Raw genomic sequence first — 24,993 nt, forward strand, 5'->3', positions numbered from 1 at the left:
GCCGCGGGCCGGTGGGGGCGGGTTGCGCAGTTCCCCGCGCCCCTGGAGGTCGGGCGTGCGCCCGGCGATGAGCGGTCCCGGCTGCTACCGGCGCCCCGGCGGTGCGGCTCACGGGCGTGGTGCGGCCGCGGGCCGGTGGGGGCGGGTTGCGCAGTTCCCCGCGCCCCTGGAGGTCGGGCGTGCGCCCGGCGATGAGCGGTCCCGGCTGCTACCGGCGCCCCGGCTCACGGCCGGTGTGCGGCCGCGGGCCGGTGGGGGCGGGGCGCGCAGTTCCCCGCGCCCCTGGAGGTCGGGCGTGCCCCCGGCGATGAGCGGTCCCGGCTGCTACCGGCCCGCCGGCGGTGCGGCGCACGGCCGTGGTGCGGCCGCGGGCCGGTGGGGGCGGGGCGCGCAGTTCCCCGCGCCCCTGGGGGCCCGGGGCGCAGATCCTCGTGTCTCTGGAGGTCGGGGCGTCATCGGTGGGCGGTGGTCAGGCTGCCGCCGATCTTCGGAGGAGGGCTCTGATCGGGTGCCACAGTTCGGTGGCGGTGACACCGTTGTCAGGTGCGGTGCGCCATATGAGGCCGTCGGGGTGGTGCAGGACGGCCGTGATCTCGTCCGGGGTCGGCGGGGCGGCGTTGCCCCGCAGGTAGACCGCTCGCATGCCGAGGTTCCGGAGCCTGGTCAGGGCGCGGGCGCGGTTCTGGGCGAGGACCAGTACCCGGACCCCCGAGGCACCCCCGGCGGGGGCGGGGCTGGGCAGGTTCAGTGCCACCACCACGCTGCCGTTCGGCAGCTTACAGAACCCTCCTGCGGCCATGCGGTCATACCCCCGTACGAGTAGGTGTCAATAAGAAAGCCACAGGACGCACCTAAACACGATCGGCGGCGACCCGCCAGGGGGTCGCCGCCGATACGTCTCTGACCTGCGCAGATGCGCGTTACTTCACCGCGGGTCCGACCTGGAGGGACATCGTGGAGCCGTCCTTGGCCTCCGTGACGATGTTGATCTTCGTGTTGGTGTCAGTGATCTTGACACCACCGGTCGGGTTCGAGGCGTCGTAGTAGTCGCTCTTGTGGTCGTTGAAGACCGACACCCCGGAGGACTGCCTGATCTTGGTCGCCACGTCCGCGTTGTGCAGCGTGATCCCGTCGCTCGCGTAGAGGCTGAACGGCGAGTCGTAGGCCTGCACGCGGTTGCGCATCAGCGTGCCGTTGGACCACTTCAGCGCCGTCGGGTGGGAGTCGATCGGGAGGATCAGACCGGTGCCCGGGTGGCCGCCGTCGCCCAGGTGCGTGTTGTTGTCCGCCTGGGAGGTGTCCCACTTCCAGATCAACAGGCCGTTCTGGTACGGGTAGTGCTCCACCCAGTCCGGACGGGTCGTCGAGAAGCCGAAGTTGTACGGACCGGTCTTCAGGGTCGTGTCGTACGACACGTACTGGCGGTTCTCCGCGATGTAGTACTGCGCGTAGTCCTTGGTGAAGGACGCGCCGATGCGGGAGAAGCCGGCCGCCGTCCACGCCGGGTCCGCCGACTCGGCGTTGTCGGAGAAGAGCGCCGAACCGTCCGCGGTCACCGTGATCTCGTCGGCCGCGAAGCCCTTGAGGGCGACCCCGCCGTCGGTCTGGTAGCGGAAGCGCAGCTGGATCTTCTGGCCCGCGTAGGCGTTCAGCGGGTACGACAGCTTGGTGTACGCGGCGGACGAACCGGTGAGCGCCGGCTTGTCGCTGCCGTCGCGCGGGATGGCCTGGCCGTCGGCCGTGCCGTCCAGGGCCGTCCAGTTGGCGCCGCCGTCGGTGGACACCTCGGCGTAGAGGTAGTCGTAGCCGGCCTCGATGTCGTACCAGCCGTCCAGGCTCAGCGTCGCCGAGGACTTGCCGGTCAGGTCGACCGCACGGGTCAGCGTGTTCTTGAGGTTGTCGCCGCTGCCGCTCCACCACTGGGTCGCGCCCTGGGCCGGGGCGACGACGGTGGTGGTGACCGCCTTGTCGGGCAGCGTGACCACCAGGGCCTGCTTGTTCTTGGTGTTGTACTCGGCGACGCCCAGCTTGTGGCTGGACTTCTTGCCGGCCTTGGCCACGTCGTAGTTGAGCCAGCCGAGCTGGAGCTTGTCCCAGGCGTTCATGTCGCCGGGCAGGTCGCCGATGGCTTCCTTGCCGGTGCCGAGCCAGGAACCGGAGGACATCAGGGTCCAGAAACCGGTGGAGTTCTCGCCGCCGTCGGTGTCGTACTCGTCCGGCAGGCCGAGGTCGTGGCCGTACTCGTGCGCGTAGACGCCGAGTCCGCCGTTCTCCGGCTGCATGGTGTAGTCGCCGACCCAGATGCCGGTGTCACCGACCTGCGTGCCGCCGAGCTTGTTGTTCGCGGGGCCGGTGGCGCCGGCGTCGGTGCCGAAGGCGTACCAGCGGTGGGCCCAGATGGCGTCGTCGCCCTGTGCGCCGCCGCCCGCGGACTGGTCCTCGCCGGCGTGCACGATCTGGAAGTGGTCGATGTAGCCGTCGGGCTCGTTGAAGTTGCCGTCGCCGTCGTAGTCGTAGCGGTCCCACTGGTCGTACTGGGCGAGGTCGGCCTTGATGTCCGCGTCGGTCCGGCCGGCCGCCTTCTGCCCGGCGACCCACGCGGTCACACCGTCGCTGACCGCGTTCCAAGCGGACGCGCAGACGTGGCTTCCGCAGGCGTCGTTGCCGTAACGGGCCTCGTTGTAAGGGACCTTGACCCAGTCGGTGACCTCGCCCTGGACCGAGTAGCGGCCCGAGGACTGCTTCTCGTAGTACTTCTTGAGCGACTCGCTCTTCTTGCCGGTGCCGAAGTACAGGTCCTGGAAGTGGGCCTGGTTGTAGTCCGCCTGCCAGGCCGTGGAGTTGTCCTTGGTGCGGTCCGGCTTGGCTATCTGGTTGTGCAGCGGGCCAACGGTGCCGCCGTAGCGGGGGTCGGTCTGGTCGCCGAACTCCACCAGGATCGTGAAGATCTTGTCGGTCTTCTCCCGGCCGAGCTCGACGTACTTGCCGTCGCCCTTCTTGCCCTTGAGCTGGACGACCTTCGAGCCGTCCCGGTCCTTGACCTGGGCCTTGCCGGATATGACCTGGTCGAGGGCTTCCTGTCGCTGGGCCTCCTGGGTCTTGCTCAGGGGCCCGTCGAGGTCGTGATCGTCCTGCTTCGTCGACGGGTCCTTGCGGTCGACGGTGGTGCTCGCCTGTTTCGTGGCGGCCTGGGCGACCGCGAAGGTGGTGAAGCCCGCGGACGCCGTCGCGAGGGTCACCCCGATGGCGAGCGCTCTCAACGTCAAGGATCTGTTGGTCACTTGAGGTCCTCCCCTGCGCCGCGCGCACGGAAGGGGGGTCCGGATGCATGGAAGGATCCGTGCGCGCACGTTCAACGCGTCGATTCAAGTGACGTCATTTGACTACTGGTTTACGAGAAAAGACAGACCTTGACTTGGACAGTTCAACTGCACTATGCGGAGAGGAAGTTCGCTTTACGGACACCGTGATAGGGGAGACCCCGCCGAGCACGCTCACCCGGCGCGCATATGCCGCCGAGCGCCGTATGCCATGCGACCGTGCGCCCCCTGTGCACCGGTACCGTGGGTTAGGTCACGCTTACCGGACGTTCCCGTCGGGCATGCACGCGAATAGAGTCGAACGGTGGAACGCCCGGAAGCCGGTGGAAAGCAAGGCCGGCTCCCCGTCTCACCCCCACATCTTCCGAGGACACGATTGCCATGCCTCGTCCGACCCCGGCACAGCTCGTCTACGGTTCGTGCACCGTGATCTGCTCGACGCTCGCCATGCTGCTGCTGTCACAGACGAGTTCGGGCATCGGGATCGCGGTCATCGCGCTCGCGGCGCTCGGTCTGGGACTGCTGGTCGCCATGACCGTCCCGCTCCCCCGGCCGCGCGCGGCCGCCCAGCCCGAGCCCGCTCCGATCACCTCGCCCGGGGTGCGGGTCCCCCGCCGCCGGGAGACCGTGGCCGCCGCCGCGGCCGACTCCGTCCGGGAGCCCTGACCCCCGTACCCCCGACAAGCACCGCGCGCACAAGCAGCCGGCGGGTCCGTGAGACTGACGGACCCGCCGGCTGCTTGTGCGCGCCCCGGGGTCAGTTCCGCGTAGTGACCACGACCGTCTTGGCGGCCTTGTCGTGCAGCCCCTGCTTGTACGGCTTGTCGAAGAAGCTCCAGCCGCCGCAGATGACCGTCCACACGCAGGCGCAGCAGAAGGCGAACGGCAGCCACAGCACGAGCGCCCGCACCAGCGAGGTCCGGGCCGAGGGCGTGGAGCCGTCGGACAGGTCGGCGACCCGCATGCCGAGCCACTTCTTGCCGAGGGTGCGGCCCGACCTGGCGGTCATCAGGGTGTCGTAGCCGATGAACAGGACGGCGGCGACCAGCGACTGCGCGAAGGACTTGCCGACCTCCATCCTGTCGCCGTTCACCTCGTACTCGCGCACCCCGAACGCCCAGGTGAGCAGCCAGACCACGATGAGCACCAGGATCATGTCGATGATCCGGGCGAGCGTGCGCCGGCCGCTGTCGGCGAGCGGCGGCATCCCGGCGAGCGGATCGGCCGGATAGCCGCCGGCCCCTCCGTCGTACGGGCCGCCGCCCCCGGCTCCGTACGGGCCGCCGCCCCCGGCTCCGTAGGGGCCGCCGCCGTAGGAGGGCGGCGGAGGCTGCGCGCCGCCGTACGGGGTGTCGTACGGCGAGCCCGGCCCCTGGCCCTCGTCCGGCGGCCCGGACGGGGGCTGTTTCCTGAACGGGTCGTCCTCCGGCGGCTGTCCGGAGCCCGGGGGCGGTTCGGTGCTCATGGCCCGAGTGGACCGCGAAGCCGCCCCGGCCGCACCCGGCGCGAGGCCGTACGGGGTACGACGCCCCGTCAGCCGGCGACGAAGGTGTGCGCCGCCTTGTCGTGCCAGCACTGGTGCCAGGGCCGGTCGAACAGGCACCAGGCGACGCCGACGATCCCGATGCCGAGCAGACCCGGCACCGTGTACACCAGCCAGCGGCGCAGGGCGGCACCGAACGCCGGGGGCGCGTGGCCCTCGATGTCCCGCACCTCCAGGCCGAACAGCTTCTTGCCGAGGGTGCGGCCCCACTTGGCGGTGGGCCACACCTCGTAGAGGACGCCCGCGGCGACCAGGACGGCGAGGACGATGCCGAGGTAGAGGCCGGTGGTGCCGTCGAGCAGCCAGACGGTCTCGGTACGGCCGGAGAGCTTGGCGACGTCGATCTTCTCCTGCACGTGGTCGGCCGCGCGGCTGCCCAGCGGCACCGCGGCCGCGGCGGTCAGCACGCCGACGATCAGGCTGTCGACGAGCCGCGCGGCGAACCGCTTGCCGAGCCCGGCGGGACGGGCCGCGGCCTGCCGCCGGGCGGCCGCCTGGAAGACGTCCTCCACCGGCGGCTTCCAGGGCGCGGCCTGCTGGTCGCCCGCGAGCCGGTGCACCTGCTGCGCCCAGGAGGACTGGCCGCCGCCGGGCCCGGAGGTCATGGGCGCGCCGGACCCGGGCCGGGAGCCCGCGGACTGCGGGGGCACGGGCGGCGCCACGGCCTGGGGCGCGGCGGGCGCCGGGGTCGCGGCGGCCCGTTCGGCGGCGGCCTTTCCGGCGCCGAAGCCGGGGCGGGCGCTCGCGGGGGCGCCGGACGGACCCTGCGCGCCGGGCCCGCCCGCGCCGGACGCGGCGCCGGACCCCGCGGCGGGCGCCGCGTTCCCGGTGCCCGGGGCGCCGTCGGTGCGGATCGGACGGAAGGTCAGCGTGCCGTCGTCCAGGGGCGGCCGGTCGGTCCCCGGAGCGGACGCGGGCCCCAGGGTGGGCCTGCGGAAGATGAACGTGCCGCCGGAGTCGACGTCCTCCTGGTCGGCCGGCGGGATCGTCGCCGAACCGTCCGTGTGGGAGGACCGGCCGTCGGGCTGGGCCGGCGAACCCGCCGCCGCCCGCGGGTCGGTGCCCCACGGGCTCCCCTCGGCCGCCCAGCCCGAGGCGCCCCGCTGCGGGTCCTCGTCGAAGAAGTGCGGGCCGGTCTGCTCCACCACCGGGGTCGAGGGGCGGGAGCCGGGCGGCGGCGCGAGCTGTTCGCCGCCGGACGGGGCCGGGCGGCTGGTGCCCGGCACCCACGCGGCGCCGTTCCAGTAACGGACGTAGCCGGGGATGGACGGGTCCGGGTAGTAGCCCTCGCGGGGCCGTTCGTCACCGGGTGCCGGGGTAGGGGCGGTCATGTCCGTCATCCCGTATCTGCTCGGGGGTCGTGTGGGAGGCTCCACATCTACCAGACCCGCGTGCCCGCCACCGCCAGTCCCGCAGGACCCGCCCCTTTCCGGGCATTCCCGTGCGCCCCACGGCCCGGTGGAAAAACTTCCCGCGACCCGCGTAATGCTCGCGGCCCCGGCGCCTCTCTCCTCGTACGGGCCCGTCCAAGGCGCCCGCACGACCGGCCGAGAGGAACGAACGTCATGCAGCACACCGTGGTGGAGCGCGAACTGGAGCTGCGGCTCATCCTGTCCCCCGAGCGGAGCATCCCGGTCCCGGCCCGGCTCCGTTACCGATCCGACGATCCGTACGCGGTCCACGTCGGCTTCCACGTCACCTCCGACACCCCCGTCCTGTGGACCTTCGCCCGGGACCTGCTGGTGGAAGGGGTGTTCCGGCCGTGCGGGCACGGGGACGTGCGGGTGTGGCCGACGAAGGTGGAGGGCCGCAGCGTCGTGCTGATGGCGCTCAGCTCACCCGACGGGGACGCCCTGCTCGAAGCGCCGGTCGCCCAGGTGTCCGCCTGGCTGGAGCGGACGCTGCGGGTGGTGCCCCCGGGGACCGAGGCCGGCCGGCTCGGCATCGACGACGCACTCGACCAGTTGCTCGCGCAGTGAGGGCCCGTGCCGGGGGCCTAGAACAGCTTGCCCGGGTTGAGGAGGCCCAGCGGGTCGAAGGCTGCCTTCACGGCCCGCTGCATCTCCACGCCCACCGGTCCGAGTTCCCGGGCCAGCCACTCCTTCTTCAGGACGCCGACGCCGTGCTCGCCGGTGATGGTGCCGCCGAGTTCCAGTCCGAGGGCCATGATCTCGTCGAAGGACTCGCGGGCGCGGCGGCACTCCTCGGGGTCCCGCGCGTCGAAGCAGACCGTGGGATGGGTGTTGCCGTCGCCCGCGTGGGCGACCACGCCGATGGTCAGCCGGTGCTTCTCCCCGATGCGCTCGACCCCTTCGATCAGGTCGCCGAGCCGGGAGCGGGGCACGCACACGTCGTCGATCATCGTGGTGCCCTTGACGGCCTCCAGGGCGACCAGCGAGGTCCGCCGGGCCTGGAGGAGGAGTTCGGACTCGGCGGCGTCGTCGGCCGGTACCACCTGGGTGGCGCCGGCCTCCTCGCACAGGGCGCCGAGCGCGGCGAGGTCGGCGGCCGGGTCCGGGGTGTCGAAGGCGGCCAGCAGCAGCGCCTCGGTGGACTCCGGCAGGCCCATGCGGGTGAGGTCGTTGACCGCTTTCACGGTCGTACGGTCCATCAGTTCGAGGAGGGACGGCACGTGTCCGCCCGCCATGATCCGGCACACCGCGTCGCAGGCGGCGCCGGCGGACCCGAACTCGGCGGCCAGCACCAGCTGCCGCGGCGGCTTGGGCTTCAGGGCGAGGACGGCCCGTACGACGACGCCGAGCGATCCCTCGGAGCCCACGAACAGCCGGGTCAGGTCGTATCCGGCGACGCCCTTGGCGGTACGGCGGCCGGTCGACATCAGCCGGCCGTCGGCGAGCACGACGTCCAGCCCGAGCACGTACTCGGCGGTCACCCCGTACTTCACGCAGCACAGCCCGCCCGAGGCCGTGCCGATGTTGCCGCCGATCGTGCACATCTCCCAGCTGGAGGGGTCCGGCGGGTAGGAGAGGCCGTGCTCCTCGACGGCGCGGGAGAGGGTGGCGTTGACGACGCCGGGTTCGACCACGGCGATGCGGTCGACCGGTGAGATCTCCAGGATGCGGTCCATCCTGGTCAGGGACAGCACGATGCAGCCTTCGGTGGCGTTGGCGCCGCCGGACAGGCCGGTGCGGGCCCCCTGCGGGACGACCGGCACCCGCAGCTCGGTGGCGGTGCGCAGGACGTGCTGGACCTGCTCGACCGTGCGCGGCAGTACGACGACGGCCGGGGCGCCCGCCGGGCAGAAGCTCGCCATGTCGTGGGCGTAGGAGGTGGTCACGTCGGGATCCACGAGAACCGCGTCGGCCGGCAGACCCGCGAGGAGCCGGTCGGTGAGGTTGCCGGTGGTCTCGTCCCGAGGCGCTTCGATACGGCTCATGATCACAGCGTCGCACTCGGGGCCATCGGTGTGAACCCCGTGGGCGCCCTCCTTGGGCCGCCGGGGCGCGGTCGTCGCGGTGACGCACAGTGGCGGGCATGTGCGCGCTCGATAACCGACCGTCAGGGCCCACCACCTCGCTGTTCACGGACCCGCGGCAGCCGCGCCCCCGGCGCCGGGTGCTGCGGCGGCTGCTGGTCGTCGCGCTGGCGGGCGGGGCGGCGGCCGGTGCGGCGCTGCTGCTGTGGCCGCACGCGCCGGAGCACCGGGGCGCTCCGTCCCCGGCGGCAGGGGCGGAGGCCAGGGTCCGGGCGAGGGCGCAGGCCGCGGCCCAGGCGGCGGCACAGACGGCCGTCCTCGACGGCCTGCCGGCCGCGCTGCCGGACCTCGCCTCGCTGATCGGCGCGCGCGAGAGCCTGGTGCGGGCGCGGCCGCGGGACGCGCGGGCCTGGGCGGTGCTGGGGGCCGCGTACGTGGAGCGGGCGCGCAGGACCGCGGACGTCGCCGACTATCCGCGGGCGGAGCACGCCCTGCGGACCTCCCTGCAGGTGGCGGCGCGGGGGAACACCGACGCGCTGGCCGGTCTCGCCGCGCTCGCGAACACCCGCCGGGACTTCGCGGAGGCCAGGCGGTTCGGCGAGGAGGCGCTGAAGGCGGCGCCGAAGCGGTGGTCGACGTATCCCGCGCTGATCGACGCCTACGACGGGCTCGGCGACTACAAGGCGGCCCGGTCGGCGCTCGACAAGCTGATGGCGCTCAAGCCCGGGGCGGCCGCGAAGCCGGCCGTGATGGCGCGGGCCGCCGCGGTGTACCGCGACCGGGGCTGGCGGGAGGACGCGGCCGCGCAGATCACCGACGCGGCGGCGGCTGCCGGGACCCCCGCCGAACAGGCCGCGTACCTGACCCAGGCCGGGGATCTGGCCTTCGAGCGCGGGGACCGCGAGGACGCGCTGCGGCACTTCACGGCGGCGGTGCGCCTGGACCCGGGCCAGGCGGCGGCGCGGGCCGGCCAGGGCCGGGCGCTGGCGGCGCTGGGCCGCACGCAGGAGGCGCTGACCGCGTATCAGGAAGCCCTCGCGCACCGGCAGGCCCCGGACGTCACGCTGGAGCTGGCCGAGCTGTACGAGTCGCTGGGGATGGGGCAGCAGGCGGAGGCGCGGTACGCGCTGCTGCAGACGCAGGTGCGGCGCGAGACGGACGCCGGGGTCGACGACGAGCTGCTGCTCGGGCGGTACGAGGCGGACCACGGGGACGCCGAGGAGGCGGTGCAGCGGCTGTCGGCGGAGTGGGAGCGGCAGCCCGGCATCGAGGTCGCCGACGCGCTCGGGTGGGCGCTGCACCGGGCCGGCGACGACAAGGAGGCGATGGTCTACGCCGCGATCGCGACGGACTCGACCAAGGGCGGCGGGGTCCGCAGCGCGTCGTACGCCTTCCACCGCGGGATGATCGAGCACGATCTGGACCTGGACGCATCGTCCCGGCGGCACCTCCAGGACGCCCTGCGCATCAACCCGTACTTCTCGCCGTTGCAGGCCCCGGTGGCCCGCGCGACCCTGGGCACCCTGGGCGACCAGCCGCCCAGCGAGGACCTGCCCCGCTGAGCGGCGGTTGAGGGCACCGGCCGGGGCGGTCAGAGGTTGCCGCGGCGTTCCTGCTCGCGCTCGATCGCCTCGAAGAGGGCCTTGAAGTTGCCCTTGCCGAAGCCCATGGAGCCGTGCCGCTCGATGATCTCGAAGAAGACCGTCGGGCGGTCCTGGATCGGCTTGGTGAAGATCTGCAGCAGGTAGCCGTCCTCGTCCCGGTCGGCCAGGATCCGCAGCTCGCGCAGGGTGTCCAGGGGCACGCGGGTGTCGCCGACCCATTCGCCGAGGGTGTCGTAGTAGGAGTCGGGGGTGCCGAGGAACTCGACGCCGGCCGCGCTCATGGTCCGTACGGTCTCGACGATGTCGTTGGTGTTGAGCGCGATGTGCTGGACGCCGGCCCCGCCGTAGAACTCCAGGTACTCGTCGATCTGGGACTTCTTCTTGGCGACGGCGGGCTCGTTGATCGGGAACTTGACCTTCAGGGTGCCGTCGGCGACGACCTTGGACATCAGCGCGCTGTACTCGGTGGCGATGTCGTCACCCACGAACTCCTTCATGTTCGTGAAGCCCATGACCTTGTTGTAGAAGCCGACCCACTCGTTCATGCGGCCGAGTTCGACGTTGCCGACGCAGTGGTCGACGGCCTGGAAGGTGCGGCGGGCGGGCGGCTCCACGATCGGGGACGCGGCGACGAATCCCGGCAGGTAGGGGCCGTCGTAGCCGGTCCGCTCGACGAGCGTGTGGCGGGTCTCGCCGTAGGTGGCGATCGCGGCGAGGACGACGGTGCCGTGCTCGTCCTTGACCTCGTACGGCTCGGCCAGCGACCGGGCGCCGTGCTCGACGGCGTAGGCGTGCGCGGCCCGCGCGTCGGGGACCTCGATGGCGAGGTCGACGACGCCGTCGCCGTGCTCGGCGACGTGCCGGGCCAGGAAGGTGCCCCACTCGGTCTCGGGGCGGACGACGGAGGTGAGGACGAACCGCGCCGAGCCGTTCTCCAGGACGTAGCTCGCCGTCTCCCGGCTGCCGTTCTCCGGTCCGGAGTAGGCGACCAGCCGCATGCCGAAGGCGCTGGAGTAGTAGTGCGCCGCCTGCTTGGCGTTGCCGACGGCGAAGACGACGGCGTCCATTCCCTTGACCGGGAAGGGGTCGTCCTGCCGGGTGGTCGCGTCGGGAGTGTGCTCTGTGGTCTGCGTCATGGTCGAAGGGTGACCCTGGCACACAAGGTGCGCAATAGTTCTGGTTTCGAGTGGGCAACATGTTCAGCGGTACGGCCGTATCGGCGGACTTTCTGTACAGGATGACCAACCATCCGGAGGCGGGCATGGCGATCGATCGTCTGGACGGGCGGATCCTGGTGCTGCTGGCCAGGGAACCGCGGATCGGCGTGCTGGAGATGTCCCGCCGGCTCGGGGTGGCGCGCGGGACCGTGCAGGCGCGGCTGGACCGGCTTCAGTCGAATGGAGTGATCCAGGGATTCGGCCCGCAGGTGGACCCGGCGGCCCTCGGCTACCCGGTCACCGCGTTCGCCACGCTCCAGATCCGCCAGGGCCAAGGCCCGGACGTGCGGGCGCACTTGACGACCGTGCCGGAGGTGCTGGAACTGCTCACCACCACCGGCACCGGGGACATGCTGTGCCGGCTGGTGGCCCGCTCCAACGCCGATCTCCAGCGGGTGATCGACCGGGTCGTCGGCTTTGATGGCATTGTCCGGGCCTCCACGGCGATCGTCATGGAGAACCCCGTTCCGCTGCGGGTCATCCCGCTGGTGGAGCAGGCCGCCGCGGACAGCGAAGGGACGACCTGACCCGTCCACAGTCGGGGGTGAGCGCGCGTGAGTTTCTGGGAGTACCTCGGCAACCGGCACCAGACCCTGCTGGCGGACGCCTACCAGCACGCCAGCGCCGTCTTCCAGTGCATGGTCGCCGCGACCCTCCTCGGCGTGCTGATCGGGGTGGTCACCTACCGCAGCGAATGGGCCGGCAACCTCGCCACCACGGCGACCGCCACCGTCCTGACCGTCCCGTCCCTCGCCATGATCGGCCTGCTGATCCCGGTGGTGGGCCTCGGCGTCCCGCCGACGGTGATCTCCCTGACGCTGTACGGGCTGCTGCCGGTCGTGCGGAACTCGATCGTGGGCCTGCGCGGGGTCGACCCGATGCTGGTGGACGCGGCCCGCGGGATCGGCATGTCGCGGGCCGCCCGGCTGCTGCGGGTGGAACTGCCGCTGGCCTGGCCGCCGATCCTGACCGGCATCCGGGTCTCCACGCAGATGCTGATGGGCATCGCCGCGATCGCCGCGTACGCCTCGGGTCCCGGCCTCGGCAACGAGATCTTCCGCGGGCTGGCCTCCCTGGGCAGCAAGAACGCGCTGAACCAGGTGCTGGCGGGCACCGTCGGGATCGTCATCCTCGCGCTGCTCTTCGACGCGGCGTACGTCCTGCTCGGACGGCTGACCATTCCGAGGGGGATCCGTGGCTGAGTCCCATGGTGCCTCGATCGAGCTGGATCACCTGACCAAGCGCTATCCGGGCAGCGCGCAGCCGGCCGTGGACAGCGTGAACATGGAGATCGGGGCGGGCGAGACGGTGATCTTCGTCGGCCCGTCCGGCTGCGGCAAGTCGACCACGCTGAAGATGATCAACCGGCTGATCGAGCCGACCGGCGGCCGGATCAGGATCGGCGGCGAGGACGTCACCGACATCGACGCGGTGAAGCTGCGCCGCAAGGTCGGGTACGCCATCCAGTCCGCCGGGCTCTTCCCGCACATGACGGTCGCGCAGAACATCGCCCTGGTGCCGAAGATGCTCGGCTGGCCGAAGGCCCGGATCCGCGCCCGCGTCGAGGAACTCCTCGACCTGGTCGGCCTGGACCCCGGCGAGTTCCACGGCCGGTATCCGCGCGCGCTCTCCGGCGGCCAGCAGCAGCGGGTGGGCGTGGCACGGGCCCTGGCCGCCGATCCGCCGGTCCTGCTGATGGACGAGCCGTTCGGCGCCGTCGACCCGATCACCCGCGACCATCTCCAGGACGAGCTGATCCGGCTCCAGCGCGAACTGCACAAGACCATCGTCTTCGTCACCCACGACTTCGACGAGGCGATCAAGCTCGGCGACCGGATCGCCGTGCTGCGCGAGCGCTCGCACATCGCCCAGTTCGACACCCCGGAGGCGATCCTCACCAACCCGGCCGACGACTTCGTCTCCGGTTTCGTCGGCGCGGGCGCGGCCCTGAAGCGGCTGAACCTCACCCGGGTCCGGGACGTGGAGATGGGCGACTATCCGACGGTCACCTTGGACACCCCGCTCCAGGAGATCTTCAACAAGCTGCGGGGCAGCGGCACGAACGAGATCCTGCTGCTCGACAAGCGCGGCCGTCCCTACAAGTGGCTGCGGCGCGGCGACCTGATGCGGGCCAGGGGCTCGCTGGCCCGCGCCGGGACGCTGGTGCACGACACGGTGACCCGGGACGCGACCCTGCGGGACGCCCTGGAGGCGGTGCTGACGGACAACGCGGGCCGCGTCGCGGTGACCGGGCGGCGGGGCGAGTTCATCGGGGTCGTGGACATGGAGACCCTGATGAACTCGGTGCACGAGCTGCTGGAGGCCGACCGCCTCGAAGCGATGGAGCACCAGCACGAACTCCAGGAGGCCAGGGCCGACCGGACCCACGCCGAGCAGGAGGGCGAGGAAGGGGAGCAGAAGGCGTGAACACGTCTCCCGGCACCCGGCCCGAGGGCGAGCACGAGGTCCGTGGCCTGGTCTTCCGCGACGAGGGCGAGGCGGAGCAGGAGGCACCGCCACCGCCGCAGGGCCCGCCGGGCAGGCGGATCACGTGGCGGAAACTGACGTTCCTGCCCGCGTTCCTGGTGGCGCTGCTGCTGGCCACCTGGCTGTGGTTCCAGCAGGCCCGCCTGGACACGATCTCCGCGAACGCCCTGGCGCACGGCCAGGTCTCCACGTGCCTGTGGCAGCACGTGCGGCTGACGGTGATCTCGACGTTCTTCGTGCTGATCATCGCGATCCCGCTGGGCGTCCTGCTGACCCGCCGGGCCTTCCGCAGGGCCACGCCGGTCGCGATGGCCGTCGCCAACACGGGCCAGGCGACCCCGGCGATCGGCCTGCTGGCACTGCTGGTCATCTGGCTGGGCGTCGGCGAGAAGGCGGCCCTGATCGGCATCATCGTCTACGCGATCCTGCCGGTCCTCTCCAACACCATCGCGGGCCTGAAGGCGAACGACCCGACGCTCCTGGAGGCGGCCCGCGGCATCGGCATGTCCCCGCTGGGCGTGCTGCGCACGGTGGAGCTGCCGCTGGCGGTCCCGCTGATCCTCGCGGGCGTCCGGACGGCCCTGGTCCTCAACGTCGGTACGGCGACCCTGGCCACCTTCGGCGGGGGCGGCGGACTGGGCGTCCTGATCACCACCGGCATCACCAACCAGCGCATGCCGGTCCTGGTCCTCGGCTCGGTCCTCACCGTGGCCCTCGCGCTGCTGGTGGACTGGCTGGCCTCGCTGGCGGAGGTCCTGCTGCGGCCGCGGGGCCTGGAGACGGGCCGGTGAGCGGGCTCCGGGCGCCCACGGCGCTGCCGCTGGCCCTGCTGCTGGCCCTGCTGCCGGCCGCCGGCTGCGGCCTGACCAGCGGCTCGCCCATGGTGGATGACGTGTCGCCGGGCTCGATCGGGGCGGGCGAGCCGCTCAAGGGCGCCCATCTCACCGTCACCTCCAAGGAGTTCACGGAGCAGCTGATCCTCGGCGCCGTGATGGGCATCGCCTTCGAGGCGGCGGGCGCGAAGGTCCTCGACCGCACCGGGATCCAGGGTTCGGTCGGCGCCCGCGAGGCGGTCAAGTCCGGTCAGGCGGACGGGATGTACGAGTACACGGGCACGGCCTGGATCACCTACCTGGGCAACGGCCACCCCATCACCGACCCGCAGCGGCAGTGGCAGGCGGTCCACGACGCGGATCTCGGCAACGGCCTGACCTGGCTGCCGCCCTCCCGGCTCGACAACACCTACGCGCTGGCCATGAACCAGGCCAACGCCCGGAAGTACGGCACGAGGACGCTGTCGGACGTGGCGGCCCTGTCGCGGTCGGATCCCGGGGCGGTGACCCTGTGCGTGGAGGGCGAGTTCGCCAACCGGGCCGACGGTCTGCCCGGCATGGAGAAGGCGTACGGCATGAGCGTGCCGGCGAAGAACATCACGCAGATGGACACCGGGATCATCTACACCCAGGTTCAGAATGGCAGTTGCACCTACGGCGAGGTGTTCACGACCGACGGCCGCATCAGGTCCATGAACCTGGTGCTGATGCGGGACGACCGGAAGTTCTTCCCCAACTACAACGCGGCACCGGTGATCAACACCAAGGCCCTTGAGAAGTGGCCGGCGATCGCGACGGTCCTGGACCCGGTGACGGCGAAGCTGGACAACACGGTGGCCCAGACGCTGAACGCGAAGGTGGACGTGGCCGGGGAGGACCCGCACCAGGTGGCGCTGGACTGGATGAAGGCGGAGGGGTTCGTCAAGTAGCGGCCGTCGGCGCGGAGTTCCGAAGACCTCGATGCAAAGAAGGCGTTGCCCCCGCGGCAGGAACCGCGCACCCGCCTGGACTGGACCCTGGTGGAAGTGGGCCTGCGCCTGACGGCCCCGGCACCGGCGACCTGACAGCCACGGTGAACCGCACGACCGGTCCCCGCCCGCCGCGCCCCGGACTCAGCAGCCGGGGACCTTCGTCCCCTTCTCCAGCCTGACCAGGTCGGCCACGGCGCCCTTGAGCGTCGTCACCGGCACCAGCCGCAGCCCCTCGGGCAGCTCGGACTTGGCGTCGGCGCACTCGTCCTTCGGCACCAGGAAGACGGTCGCCCCGTCCCGCCGCGCGGCCTGCGTCTTCAGCGCGACCCCGCCCACGGCGCCCACCGTGCCGTCGGCGCTGATCGTCCCCGTACCGGCGATGTTCTTCCCGCCGGTCAGGTCACCGCCGCTCCCGTTCCCGTCCAGCTTGTCGATGATCCCGAGCGAGAACAGCAGCCCGGCGCTCGGTCCTCCGACGTCCGCCAGCTTCAGGGTCACCTTGACCTTGTCGGCGCTCAGGTTCAGGTACGTCAGCGCGGCCTGCGCCGCCGCGTCCTGCGACTGCTCCATCTGCTCGGTGTTGTGCCGCTCGATCTCCTTGACGTCACCGCCGCCCGGGTACACCGCGTCGCGCGGCATCACCGCGCGGTCCGTGCGGAACCAGTTGCCGACGACGTCGCCCAGCGACACCCGGGCGTCCGGTCCGGTCGCCTCGATCGTCGTCATCCGCAGCTGCCCGCCGGTCGGCCGGACGGGCGCCCCGGCGATGGTGATCACCGGGGTGCCCTGGTTCTCGCCGAGCACGTTCGCCGTCATCCCGGGCTGGGCCACCGAGAAGGGCAGCGGCGCGAGGACGGCCGTGGCGATCAGGGCCACGACGGGAAGCGCGCAGACGGCGACGGCCTGGAGACGTGTGAGACGTGAGAGCACGGAGTCAATCTAACGCGGCGGCCACGCCGGGCCACCGCCCCGGCCCCTCAGCGCAACGCCTCCGCGACCTCCCGCGCCGCGTCCATGACCCGGGTCCCGACCCGCTCGGGCACGGCGTCGGCCAGCATCACGACCCCGACGCTCCCCTCGACCCCGGTGACGCCGAGCAGCGGAGCGGCCGCGCCGCTCGCACCGGCCTCCAGTTCCCCGTGGGTCAGCGTGTACCCGGGGTCGTCCTTCGGCGAGTGCCGCGCGGACAGGATCGCCTTCCCGGCGGCCCCCCGGTCCAGCGGATGCCGGAACCCGGCCCGGTACGCCACGTGGTAGTCGGTCCAGGTGGGCTCGACGACCGCGACGGCGAGCGCCTCGGTCCCGTCGACCAGCGTCAGGTGCGCCGTCGCCCCTATGTCCTCGGCGAGCGACCGCAGGGCCGGCAGGGCGGCCTCCCGGACGAGCGGGTGCACCTGCCGTCCCAGGCGCAGCACTCCGAGGCCGACCCGGGCTCGCCCGCCCAGGTCACGCCGTACCAGCGCATGCTGCTCAAGCGTGGCGAGCAACCGGTACACCACGGTCCGGTTCACGCCCAGTTTGGTGGAAAGCTCGGTGACGGTCAGCCCGTGGTCCGTGTCGGCGAGCAGCTTCAGGACCCTGAGGCCCCGGTCGAGCGTCTGAGAGGTCTCCGCGGTCACGACGCCCACTCCTTAAGTGGTGAGGCCGGCAGCCTCCGATGCGGCGGATGCGTCACCGAGTCCCGTCAGCGACGCGCTTCAGAGGCCGCCGATCGGCAGAAGGGCCCGGTGGCTCCGGGCCCAGTCGCTTCACGGCTGCGCTCCGCGGCGGCGCTGCCACGGGGCGTGTGCGTAGGCGGACAGTAGCGAAGGGGGTTCGCTGAGCGGAAGCCTTCGTCCAGAATCCGGTCACGCTCCGGTACGGACTGTTTCCGTATGTGCTGGTATGTACGCCGCACGCCTCGGTGTCACCACAAGGTCCCCGCCGGTCACCGCATGCGGGTGGCCCACTCCTGCACCTTGGCGATCCGCTGCCGCAGCTGCCCCGCCGTGGCCTCCGCGCTCGGCGGCCCTCCGCACACCCGGCGCAGCTCCGTGTGGATCACACCGTGCGGCTTGCCACTTTGGTGCACATACGCGCTGACCATCGTGTTCAGCTGCTTCCGCAACTCCATCATCTCCTTGTGGGAGACGACCGGCCGCCGTTCCGCGGGCAGCTCCAGCAGGTCGGCCTCGTCGTCCGGCTTCTTGCGGCTGTGCGCGATCTGCCGGGCCTGCCGCTTCTGCAGCAGCAGTTGCACCTGATCGGGTTCGAGGAGCCCCGGGATGCCGAGGTAGTCCTGCTCCTCCTCGCTGCCCGGGTGCGCCTGCATGCCGAACTCGGCGCCGTCGTACAGCACCCGGTCGAAGACCGCCTCGGACTCCAGCGCCTCGAAGGCGAACTGCTCCTGCTCGCCGGTGTCCTCGTCCTGCTCCTTGTTCGCCTCGTCCATCTCCTTCTCGGACTCGGCGTACGGGTCCTCCTCGCCGTCCTTCTTCGGCTTGTCGAGGGCGTGGTCGCGCTCGACCTCCATCTCGTTGGCGAAGGTCAGCAGGTCGGGGACGGTCGGCAGGAACACGGACGCGGTCTCGCCGCGCCGCCGTGACCGCACGAAACGGCCGACGGCCTGGGCGAAGAAGAGCGGCGTCGAGATGGTCGTGGCGTAGACGCCCACCGCGAGACGGGGCACGTCGACGCCCTCGGACACCATCCGCACCGCGACCATCCACCGGTCGTCGCCGGCGCTGAAGGCGTCGATGCGCTTGGACGCGCCGGTGTCGTCGGAGAGGACGAGGGTGGCCTTGGTCCCGGTGATCTCGCGGATCAGCTTGGCGTAGGCGCGGGCGGACTCCTGGTCCGAGGCGATGACCAGGGCCCCGGCGTCCGGGATCCCCTTGCGCACCTCCGTCAGCCGCTGGTCCGCAGCGCGCAGCACCGCCGGCATCCACTCGCCGCGCGGATCCAGCGCCGTGCGCCACGCCTGGCTGACGGCGTCCTTGGTCATCGGCTCGCCGAGCCGGGCGGCGATCTCGTCACCGGCCTTGGTCCGCCAGCGCATGCTGCCGCTGTAGGAGAGGAAGATGACCGGCCGCACGACATGGTCGGCGAGCGCGTTGCCGTATCCGTAGGTGTAGTCGGCGGCGGACCGCCGGATCCCGTCCTGCCCCTCCTCGTACGTCACGAAGGGGATGGGGTTGGTGTCCGACCGGAACGGCGTACCGGTCAGCGCCAGCCGGCGGGTGGCCGGCTCGAACGCCTCCAGGCAGGCCTCGCCCCAGGACTTGGAGTCACCGGCGTGGTGGATCTCGTCGAGGATGACGAGCGTCTTGCGCTGCTCGGACCGGTTGCGGTGCAGCATCGGCCGCACCCCGACACCGGCGTAGGTGACGGCGACCCCGTCGTACTCCCGGCTCAGCGGCCCCGCGCTGTACTCCGGGTCGAGCTTGATCCCTATCCGCGCCGCGGCCTCCGCCCACTGCTTCTTCAGGTGCTCGGTGGGAGCGACGACGGTGATCTGCTGCACGACGTGGTGGTGCAGCAGCCAGGACGCCAGGGTCAGCGCGAAGGTCGTCTTGCCGGCGCCGGGCGTGGCGACGGCGAGGAAGTCGCGCGGCTGCTCCTGGACGTACTTCTCCATGGCCCCCTGCTGCCAGGCCCGCAGCTTGCCGGCGGTGCCCCAGGGCGCCCGGCCCGGGAAGGCCGGCGAAAGGTGGTGGGAGGACGAGGAGGCAGAAGCGGTGGAGGTAGTCACGGTCTCCGTAGTAAGGGGTCGGGCGGCTACGTATGCGTATGACAACCGGGCCACCCTACCGGCGTCCCGTCACGGTCGACGCGAGACGAGCCCGCCTGCCCCTCGGGTGGGACCCACGTCACAGATCACGAAGCCGGGTCGTCACCCACACCCCGACGAGCGCCACGGCGGCCATCGGCAGGAAGACGAAGGCGAAGGCGGCCGGGTGGGCGCCGGAACCGGCCGCATCCGTCGTGCTGCCGCCGCCCAGCGCGGCGAAGGCGGCACCGGCCGTGGCGAGCAGGACGACGTTCGACAGGCCGTCGGCGATCTGCAGGGCGGCCGAGTTGGACCCGGCCTCGTGCGGAGCGGAGAGCCGGAGCATCAGCACGCTCGACGAGGCGATCACCAGGCCCATCCCGAAGCAGCCGAAGCCCCAGGCGACGGCCACGATCCACACCGGCACGCCGTGCAGGAGCACGCTGGGCGCGGTCGCGATCGCCGCGGCGACCAGCACCATACCGAGGCCCATCAGCCGTTCCCGGTACGGCGCCACCCGCGGCCGCGCCTGCACCCACGAGCCCAGCGCCCAGGTCACCCCGCCGGCCGCCAGCGAGAACCCGGCGAGGGTGGGCGAGAGACCACGCTGGGTCACCAGCATCAGCGGCACGAACGACTCCGCGGAAATGAACGCGCCGGCCGCGACCCCGCGCAGCAGCACCACCGACGGCAGCCCCCGGACCGCGCGACAGGTCCCGCGCGGCAGCAGCCCGAGGACGGCGGGAACCAGCAGCGCGGCCCCGACGGCCGCCGGCAGCAGGGAGACCCAGCGCAGGTCCTGGGCCGCGTACTGGAGCAGGCCCGCACCGGCGGAGAGGGCGAACGCGAGCCGGATCCGCCGCCGCTCGAAGGGCTCCCGCGGCTCGTCGGCGACCGGCCCACCGGTCCGGCGGCGGATCTGCGGCAGGGCGAGCGCCAGCGGGAAGACCACGAGCACCGGGATCCCGACGAACACCCACCGCCATCCGAGGTGCTCGGTCACCGCGCCGGCGGCCAGCGGTCCGACGATCGACGGCACCACCCAGCCGGCGGCGAAGGCGGCCATGATCGCGGGCCGCAGCCGCTCCGGGTAGGCCCGGCCGACCACCACGTACAGCGCGACGATGACCAGCCCGCCGCCCAGCCCCTGCACGGCCCGCCCCAGGATGAACACCCACATGGCCTGGGCGGTCCCCGCGACGACGAGCCCCGCGGCGAAGCCCCCGATCCCGGTCGTCAGCGCGCCGAGCGGTCCTCGCCGGTCCGACCACTGCCCGGCCAGCACCATCCCGAACAGGCTGGTCGTGAAGTACCCGGAGAAGGCGAACGCGTACAGCGACACCCCGTCCAGCTCCCGCGCCGCCACCGGCATCGCCGTCCCGACGGCGGTCGCCTCGAACGCGATCAGCAGCACGACGGAGACGATCCCGACGCTCAGCGCCCGGTACGACCGGCCGAGGACTCCCTGGTCATCGACTCTGTCGGCGGTCTCGTCCGCGACGACGGCGTCGCTGCGCTGGGGGGTGGTCATGCTGACCACGGTAAGCCCCGTTCCCGCCCTTGACCCCTGTCCCGAGCCCTACCCGGCCTCGGACCTTGGTCGTAGACCCCGAGCCCCGTTCATGAACGGCACATGGCAGTCCCATTGCAGCCCCACGCGTCCCCTTGAGCCCACCCCCGGCCCCGGCCTACCTTCAGATCACCGACAGGGCCGACAACGACCCGACCGGCAACGGCCGTGTGCCCGAGTGGTTCAGGGGCTCGCCTGCGCTGCATCCATCAGCGAGCTCCGCTCGCGGGGAGTCACGCGGGTTCGAATCCCACCACGGCCGTGACTGAAGAAGCAGTTCCCGGCCGTGTGCCCGAGTGGTTCAGGGGCTCGCCTGCAAAGCGAGTTACGTGGGTTCGAATCCCGCCATGGCCTCTGGTTGCGTGACCAGGCAAAACAAGAGGGCGGCATCCCCGAAAGGGTGCCGCCCTTGTGCCGTCCGTCTCAGTTGTCGTGGGGCCGACCCACTCACGAAGCATGGGCGCCAAAGACTTCGGACGCGGGCACCTAACCTTCATCCGTTGGATGGATCGGCAGCACCGCCGCTTCCTTGGATGGAAACTCTGGCCCACGCGTAGCCTTGGGCCAGCCCGCCTTTAGCACTGACAGGGCAGCCTGCCGGACCTCTCCGACCGAATCCTCGGCGAGTGGGAAGAGTGCGTTGCCAGCCGCGGTATCACCGGGCCAGCCTTTCCCTAGCCCTACAGCGGCGGTGCCCCGGACGATCTGATACTGGTCATGAGTGAGTCGGATGAGAGCATCGCGAGCTTCGACGTCACCGGACCATCCCTGCGCCAACCCTTGCGCGGCTGATCCCCGCACCTCATAGGAGTCAGCATGGGTAAGTCGAATGAGGGCATCGCGAGCTTCGACGTCCCCAGACCACCCGCGCGCCAGTCCTTCTGCTGCGGCCTGCTGGGCCGGAGCGTTGCTGGTGAGTTTGGTTGCGGCGAGCAGCACAGCACGTTCGTCATCCGGCTGAAGTGGGCTCGTTGACGCAAGCGAATGCTGCAGATCGCGAGCTGTGCGTTCCTCCTGGGTGTTCAGTGCCTGGGCCTTATCCAGGGCAGTGGCGATGTCGTCGAGAGTCGGCTGAGCCAGAAGGTCGTCAGGAAGCATGCCTTGCGGCGGAATTGCGCCCGCGAGGGGCCCCATGAGGTCAGCAGCGTCTGGGTGCATGAGCAACCGGTTCACCTCAGCGCGGGCCTGCTCCCAGGTCACCTCTAGGGCCCGGATGCGCGCAGTGGCGAGGTCAACCTGCTTCTGAGCAGTTCCCCTATGGGCGAATGCTTGCTCGGTCTCTTTACGCAACTGTTCAAGTACACCTGGGCCAGTACTGCTGTATTGGGCCTGGGCTACCAGGATGTCATGGTCGCAGATGATGTCTCTTAGGGCGCTGATGATGCGCCACAGAGTGGTTGCAAGGAACTGGGCGTCTCTCAGCGCATATCGAAGACGGGTCTCCGTGTGTCGCGCGCGCTCAAGTTCGACTTCATGCTGTAGAGCGACAACTGTCTCATGTGGACTGGGCGAACTCACTGCGGAAAACGGGGCCGGTACTGGCACGACCACGGTCTTGGGCAGCGCGGAGATTGCACTGAGTAGGGCACGTGCCTGGTTACAGCGCTCCTGATGCTCTTCCTTGGAAAGACCGGCCGCTCTGCTAGTGATCCGCAGGAATTGCAGCGTGAACGCCCAGGGTGGGTTAGGCAGAGCCTGGGCTTTGAATAGGCGGGCAAGGTGCGACTTGGAAAACGCCATCTTACGGACAGGATGTTCCGGCAAGCTCCCGGAACCGCCCTCGACAGCCTGCTCTTCTCTCCTGGCTTCCTGCTCAAAACGCTCGGCAATGTCCCGAACCTTCAAGCCACCCTGTTCCGCCTGACGCTGAAGGAAGGTCGCAAACTCCTCGCGTGGATCACCCGCACCCCCTGATGGCGTGTGTACGGCCGCCATGCTCACCCCGCTCACCTCACCCTGTCTTCCCCTAGAACAGTCACGAAGTCCCAGGGACAGCACCAGTGTTACAGCCATGATGCACGACAGGGGCTGCTCCAGCGCGATCGCGCGTCCCAGCTTGTCCCTGGCCGTCCCTGGCTGTCCCGAGAGCACTTGGGGACCGACAGACAGCGGTTCATCGTCACCTTCACACCGCCCAGCCAGCAGAGGGGTTGGGCCAACAGCAAGGAGATGCTGACCGTGTACTCCGCTCCGAACGGGTTCGTCAACGTCCTGGCCTCATCTGCCCTGTCGAAAGCAGCCGAGGATTTCCTCTTGGCCGCAGTGCCTGAGTTCCTTGGCTCACTAGCAGCGGCCCTAGTCGTTGCGAGCGCCACTTGGGGCCTGCGTCGACTGCGTCGACAGCGGGCCAAGAATTAGCGGCAGGCCCTACCTCATGCGCTAGTTACGCCAGTGCCCCGATCACCGATGCATCCCACTGGTCCATCGACGGTTACCCGGAGAACGAGTCCCGGGGCAGCCCTAACCGCGGCTGCCCCGAGACCTCGCGCTTAGCTTCGAGATCGCTCGTTGCCTGACTTCCAAATGAGATCGTCGACTTGACTGGCAACGTTGGCACGCACCGCATCGATCATGTGTTGATATCGAGCGGCCATGGCGGTAGTCGACCACCCCATAAGGCCCATGACAGCGCGCTCTGGAACACCCAGAATCAGCAGTACCGTCGCGGCCGTGTGGCGGGCGTCGTGGAGGCGCCCATCTCGGACGTTCGCCTGGGTCAACAGCGCCTTCCACTCAGCCCAATCCCTGCGATGGGACGGGCTACGGCCGTACTCATCCGGGAAGACCAGGCCCTTGTCCTGCCAGCGTTTCCCTGCGCTCGTTCGTTCCGCTCCCTGCGCCTTGAGGTGCGCACGGAGTAGGTCAACGAGCTGATCGGGGAGACCGACCGCACGACGGCCGGCGCGCGACTTGGTGGTGGACAACTCGGGGTTCGTTCGTCGCCTCTGGGGGCAGTACCCGGCGGCCTTGCGTCCGCAGGGCTCCGCACACCCGTGGGCGTATTGCGGGCGGTGGCGACTACGGCGGACAACGAGGAGTCCGCCCTCAAGGTCCACGTCGTCCCACGTCAACCCCAGTACCTCCCCTTGACGCAGTCCGAGGGCGAGCGCGACGGCCCATCGTGCGGAGTTGCGATGCTGGTCAGCGGCCTTCAACAGTCGCTGTACCTCTTGGACGCTGTAGGGCTCCACCTCGTAATCCCCCGTCTTCGGTGCCTTGGCTAACAGGACGGGGTTCTTGCCGAGATGGCCGCGCCGCACGGCCTCATTAAGAGCGGTGCGCAGGGTTCGGTGCACCTGGTGTGCGGTGGCGGGCTTGCTGCCGTTGGCCTGCATCTTGGCATAGAACGTCTCGATGTGCTCAGGTTTGAGCCGGTCGAGCCGGTGGGCGCCCAAGCCGGGGATGAGGTGCTTACGGACCGCAACGCCGTACCCGACCATCGTGTTGTCGTTGACGGCGAGGGGCGCGACGTTCTCAACCCAGTGCGTCAGCCACGCCTTGACCGTCCACGCCTTGCCGGGCTTCTTCACGGTCTTGGCATCGCGCTGTTTCTCCAGCTCTCGAACAGCGTCAGCTACTTCGGTCTTGGTTTTGCGCTCGACATGGCGACGGTCCGGCGTGCCGTCGTCGCGCACGCCGACGGTGACGCGGCCGTGCCATTTGCCGTCCTTGCCGAAGTAGATCGAGCTGCGGCCGTTGGGCTGGCGGGTGCGCGTCTTGTCTTCCGCCACGGGCGGACTCCTTCGGGGTGGGTGGAAACAGCCGGAGCGCCACCCGTGGTGGGCGGCGCTCCGATGAGGGGAAGGTCAGGCCGCGCGCTGTTCTGCGCGTCGGCGGGCGAGGTAGGCCGCGGGGGCGTCGGCGGGAACGCGCCGGAGCCCACCGACCAACAGGGACTCCAGCTCTCCGGTACGGATGAGACCGAAGCACGTGGTCCGGCCTATGCGGAGGCAGTAGGCGGCCTCTTCGACTGTCAGGAGAACGGGTGCCGGGGCGCCGGCGTCAACGCGCCGGAGGGTGTCCACACTGGCGATGCTCACGCGGGATCTCCTAGGGGCAAGGGGATGTGGGCCGGGGCGTGGTTGCTTCGAGGGGCATCTCAGGAGCCTGCGCCTGTCCGAGGTGGGGATTTCTGCGTCACCTGCGTCACCTGCGTCATGCAAGCTTCTGACCTGCGAGTTTGGGGTGACGCAGAGGCATTGGCTTGCGTCACCGGTGACGCAGGCTCTCCGTCATCGGTGACGCAGGTGACGCAGGTGTGACG

The 24,993-nt window shown here is 70.8% G+C and carries 21 protein-coding genes and 2 tRNA genes; 10 read left to right on the plus strand and 13 right to left on the minus strand.

The genetic code is table 11. The annotated features are described in order from the left end of the window. Positions 1-469: 469 nt before the first annotated feature. Together ACIRQ9_RS10590 and ACIRQ9_RS10595 are read right to left on the minus strand one after the other, a co-directional pair. Positions 470-799, minus strand: a complete 330-nt coding sequence (locus ACIRQ9_RS10590) for a hypothetical protein (RefSeq protein WP_351322953.1) — start codon at positions 797-799, stop codon at positions 470-472. A gap of 121 nt (positions 800-920) precedes the next feature. Then, entirely contained in the window at positions 921-3,281 is a 2,361-nt protein-coding gene (locus ACIRQ9_RS10595; protein WP_404169620.1) for an immune inhibitor A domain-containing protein, read from the minus strand. A 420-nt stretch (positions 3,282-3,701) separates the two neighbouring features. On the opposite strand from ACIRQ9_RS10595, the gene ACIRQ9_RS10600 reads away from it, so the two are divergent. Beyond that, positions 3,702-3,986, plus strand: coding sequence for a hypothetical protein (locus tag ACIRQ9_RS10600; RefSeq protein ID WP_404169623.1), 285 nt, complete (start codon positions 3,702-3,704; stop codon positions 3,984-3,986). A 91-nt stretch (positions 3,987-4,077) separates the two neighbouring features. Here ACIRQ9_RS10600 and ACIRQ9_RS10605 read toward each other — a convergent pair whose 3' ends face one another. Both ACIRQ9_RS10605 and ACIRQ9_RS10610 read right to left on the minus strand, forming a co-directional pair. After that, positions 4,078-4,785, minus strand: a complete 708-nt coding sequence (locus ACIRQ9_RS10605; RefSeq protein ID WP_404169626.1) for an RDD family protein — start codon at positions 4,783-4,785, stop codon at positions 4,078-4,080. Between the two features lie 68 nt (positions 4,786-4,853). Next, entirely contained in the window at positions 4,854-6,194 is a 1,341-nt protein-coding gene (locus tag ACIRQ9_RS10610) for an RDD family protein (RefSeq protein ID WP_404169629.1), read from the minus strand. Between the two features lie 234 nt (positions 6,195-6,428). Here ACIRQ9_RS10610 and ACIRQ9_RS10615 point away from each other — a divergent pair, with 234 nt between their 5' ends. Beyond that, positions 6,429-6,842: an SsgA family sporulation/cell division regulator gene (locus ACIRQ9_RS10615; RefSeq protein ID WP_404169632.1), complete on the plus strand. Its 414-nt coding sequence runs from the start codon at positions 6,429-6,431 to the stop codon at positions 6,840-6,842. 17 nt (positions 6,843-6,859) lie between these two features. Here the strand turns inward: ACIRQ9_RS10615 and ACIRQ9_RS10620 are convergent, their stop codons facing one another. Further along, the gene (locus ACIRQ9_RS10620; RefSeq protein WP_404169635.1) at positions 6,860-8,266 is read right to left on the minus strand and encodes an FAD-binding oxidoreductase; all 1,407 of its coding nucleotides are present in this window, start codon (positions 8,264-8,266) and stop codon (positions 6,860-6,862) included. Positions 8,267-8,358: 92 nt separating this feature from the next. Here ACIRQ9_RS10620 and ACIRQ9_RS10625 point away from each other — a divergent pair, with 92 nt between their 5' ends. Next, a complete protein-coding gene (locus ACIRQ9_RS10625; protein ID WP_404169638.1) occupies positions 8,359-9,861 on the plus strand; it encodes a tetratricopeptide repeat protein in 1,503 nt (500 codons plus the stop codon). Between the two features lie 29 nt (positions 9,862-9,890). Here the strand turns inward: ACIRQ9_RS10625 and hppD are convergent, their stop codons facing one another. Continuing rightward, a complete protein-coding gene (gene hppD / locus ACIRQ9_RS10630) occupies positions 9,891-11,039 on the minus strand; it encodes a 4-hydroxyphenylpyruvate dioxygenase (RefSeq protein ID WP_404169641.1) in 1,149 nt (382 codons plus the stop codon). A 125-nt stretch (positions 11,040-11,164) separates the two neighbouring features. On the opposite strand from hppD, the gene ACIRQ9_RS10635 reads away from it, so the two are divergent. The 5 genes from ACIRQ9_RS10635 (at position 11,165) to ACIRQ9_RS10655 (ending at position 15,369) form a co-directional block, all read left to right on the plus strand. Next, positions 11,165-11,647, plus strand: a complete 483-nt coding sequence (locus tag ACIRQ9_RS10635) for an Lrp/AsnC family transcriptional regulator (protein ID WP_362168128.1) — start codon at positions 11,165-11,167, stop codon at positions 11,645-11,647. A 27-nt stretch (positions 11,648-11,674) separates the two neighbouring features. Next, positions 11,675-12,322, plus strand: coding sequence for an ABC transporter permease (locus ACIRQ9_RS10640; protein ID WP_404169645.1), 648 nt, complete (start codon positions 11,675-11,677; stop codon positions 12,320-12,322). Further along, positions 12,315-13,547, plus strand: a complete 1,233-nt coding sequence (locus ACIRQ9_RS10645) for a betaine/proline/choline family ABC transporter ATP-binding protein (protein WP_404169648.1) — start codon at positions 12,315-12,317, stop codon at positions 13,545-13,547. Before ACIRQ9_RS10640 ends, ACIRQ9_RS10645 begins: the two co-directional genes overlap by 8 nt. A 47-nt stretch (positions 13,548-13,594) precedes the next feature. Continuing rightward, positions 13,595-14,398 carry an ABC transporter permease gene (locus ACIRQ9_RS10650; RefSeq protein ID WP_404169903.1) on the plus strand — a complete coding sequence of 268 codons (804 nt, stop codon included), beginning with the start codon at positions 13,595-13,597 and terminating at the stop codon, positions 14,396-14,398. 89 nt (positions 14,399-14,487) lie between these two features. Beyond that, the gene (locus tag ACIRQ9_RS10655; protein WP_404169906.1) at positions 14,488-15,369 is read left to right on the plus strand and encodes a glycine betaine ABC transporter substrate-binding protein; all 882 of its coding nucleotides are present in this window, start codon (positions 14,488-14,490) and stop codon (positions 15,367-15,369) included. Positions 15,370-15,552: 183 nt separating this feature from the next. On the opposite strand, the gene ACIRQ9_RS10660 is transcribed toward ACIRQ9_RS10655, so the two are convergent. The 4 genes from ACIRQ9_RS10660 to ACIRQ9_RS10675 form a co-directional block, all read right to left on the minus strand. After that, positions 15,553-16,341, minus strand: coding sequence for a S16 family serine protease (locus ACIRQ9_RS10660; RefSeq protein WP_404169651.1), 789 nt, complete (start codon positions 16,339-16,341; stop codon positions 15,553-15,555). 47 nt (positions 16,342-16,388) lie between these two features. Further along, the gene (locus tag ACIRQ9_RS10665; protein ID WP_404169654.1) at positions 16,389-17,030 is read right to left on the minus strand and encodes an IclR family transcriptional regulator; all 642 of its coding nucleotides are present in this window, start codon (positions 17,028-17,030) and stop codon (positions 16,389-16,391) included. Between the two features lie 308 nt (positions 17,031-17,338). Continuing rightward, positions 17,339-19,141 (minus strand): DEAD/DEAH box helicase, encoded by a 1,803-nt coding sequence (locus ACIRQ9_RS10670; RefSeq protein WP_404169657.1) that lies wholly within the window; start codon positions 19,139-19,141, stop codon positions 17,339-17,341. A gap of 118 nt (positions 19,142-19,259) precedes the next feature. Further along, positions 19,260-20,690 (minus strand): MFS transporter, encoded by a 1,431-nt coding sequence (locus ACIRQ9_RS10675; RefSeq protein WP_404169660.1) that lies wholly within the window; start codon positions 20,688-20,690, stop codon positions 19,260-19,262. 203 nt (positions 20,691-20,893) lie between these two features. On the opposite strand from ACIRQ9_RS10675, the gene ACIRQ9_RS10680 reads away from it, so the two are divergent. Together ACIRQ9_RS10680 and ACIRQ9_RS10685 are read left to right on the plus strand one after the other, a co-directional pair. Then, positions 20,894-20,991: transfer RNA gene (locus tag ACIRQ9_RS10680), tRNA-OTHER, on the plus strand. 20 nt (positions 20,992-21,011) lie between these two features. After that, a tRNA-Cys gene (locus ACIRQ9_RS10685) sits at positions 21,012-21,083 on the plus strand. Between the two features lie 132 nt (positions 21,084-21,215). On the opposite strand, the gene ACIRQ9_RS10690 is transcribed toward ACIRQ9_RS10685, so the two are convergent. From ACIRQ9_RS10690 to ACIRQ9_RS10700, 3 genes are all read right to left on the minus strand, one after another. Next, complete coding sequence (locus tag ACIRQ9_RS10690) at positions 21,216-22,664, minus strand: HEAT repeat domain-containing protein (RefSeq protein ID WP_404169909.1); 1,449 nt, start codon at positions 22,662-22,664, stop codon at positions 21,216-21,218. Positions 22,665-23,218: 554 nt separating this feature from the next. After that, positions 23,219-24,460, minus strand: a complete 1,242-nt coding sequence (locus ACIRQ9_RS10695; RefSeq protein ID WP_404169664.1) for a tyrosine-type recombinase/integrase — start codon at positions 24,458-24,460, stop codon at positions 23,219-23,221. Positions 24,461-24,535: 75 nt separating this feature from the next. After that, entirely contained in the window at positions 24,536-24,769 is a 234-nt protein-coding gene (locus ACIRQ9_RS10700) for an excisionase family DNA-binding protein (RefSeq protein ID WP_404169667.1), read from the minus strand. Positions 24,770-24,993: the final 224 nt, after the last annotated feature.

Origin of the sequence: Streptomyces sp. NPDC101237 (assembly GCF_044767465.1) — a bacterium.
Lineage (GTDB): Bacteria > Actinomycetota > Actinomycetes > Streptomycetales > Streptomycetaceae > Streptomyces > Streptomyces gramineus.

What these genes read in the sequence shown, in the direction of transcription:
- ACIRQ9_RS10615 (WP_404169632.1), top strand. Translation starts at nt 6,429, where the DNA reads ATGCAGCACACCGTGGTGGAGCGCGAACTGGAGCTGCGGCTCATCCTG.
- ACIRQ9_RS10635 (WP_362168128.1), top strand. Translation starts at nt 11,165, where the DNA reads ATGGCGATCGATCGTCTGGACGGGCGGATCCTGGTGCTGCTGGCCAGG.
- ACIRQ9_RS10590 (WP_351322953.1), bottom strand. Translation starts at nt 799, where the DNA reads ATGGCCGCAGGAGGGTTCTGTAAGCTGCCGAACGGCAGCGTGGTGGTG.
- ACIRQ9_RS10610 (WP_404169629.1), bottom strand. Translation starts at nt 6,194, where the DNA reads ATGACCGCCCCTACCCCGGCACCCGGTGACGAACGGCCCCGCGAGGGC.
- ACIRQ9_RS10625 (WP_404169638.1), top strand. Translation starts at nt 8,359, where the DNA reads ATGTGCGCGCTCGATAACCGACCGTCAGGGCCCACCACCTCGCTGTTC.
- ACIRQ9_RS10690 (WP_404169909.1), bottom strand. Translation starts at nt 22,664, where the DNA reads ATGGCGGCCGTACACACGCCATCAGGGGGTGCGGGTGATCCACGCGAG.
- ACIRQ9_RS10655 (WP_404169906.1), top strand. Translation starts at nt 14,488, where the DNA reads ATGGTGGATGACGTGTCGCCGGGCTCGATCGGGGCGGGCGAGCCGCTC.
- ACIRQ9_RS10605 (WP_404169626.1), bottom strand. Translation starts at nt 4,785, where the DNA reads ATGAGCACCGAACCGCCCCCGGGCTCCGGACAGCCGCCGGAGGACGAC.
- hppD (WP_404169641.1), bottom strand. Translation starts at nt 11,039, where the DNA reads ATGACGCAGACCACAGAGCACACTCCCGACGCGACCACCCGGCAGGAC.
- ACIRQ9_RS10600 (WP_404169623.1), top strand. Translation starts at nt 3,702, where the DNA reads ATGCCTCGTCCGACCCCGGCACAGCTCGTCTACGGTTCGTGCACCGTG.
- ACIRQ9_RS10675 (WP_404169660.1), bottom strand. Translation starts at nt 20,690, where the DNA reads ATGACCACCCCCCAGCGCAGCGACGCCGTCGTCGCGGACGAGACCGCC.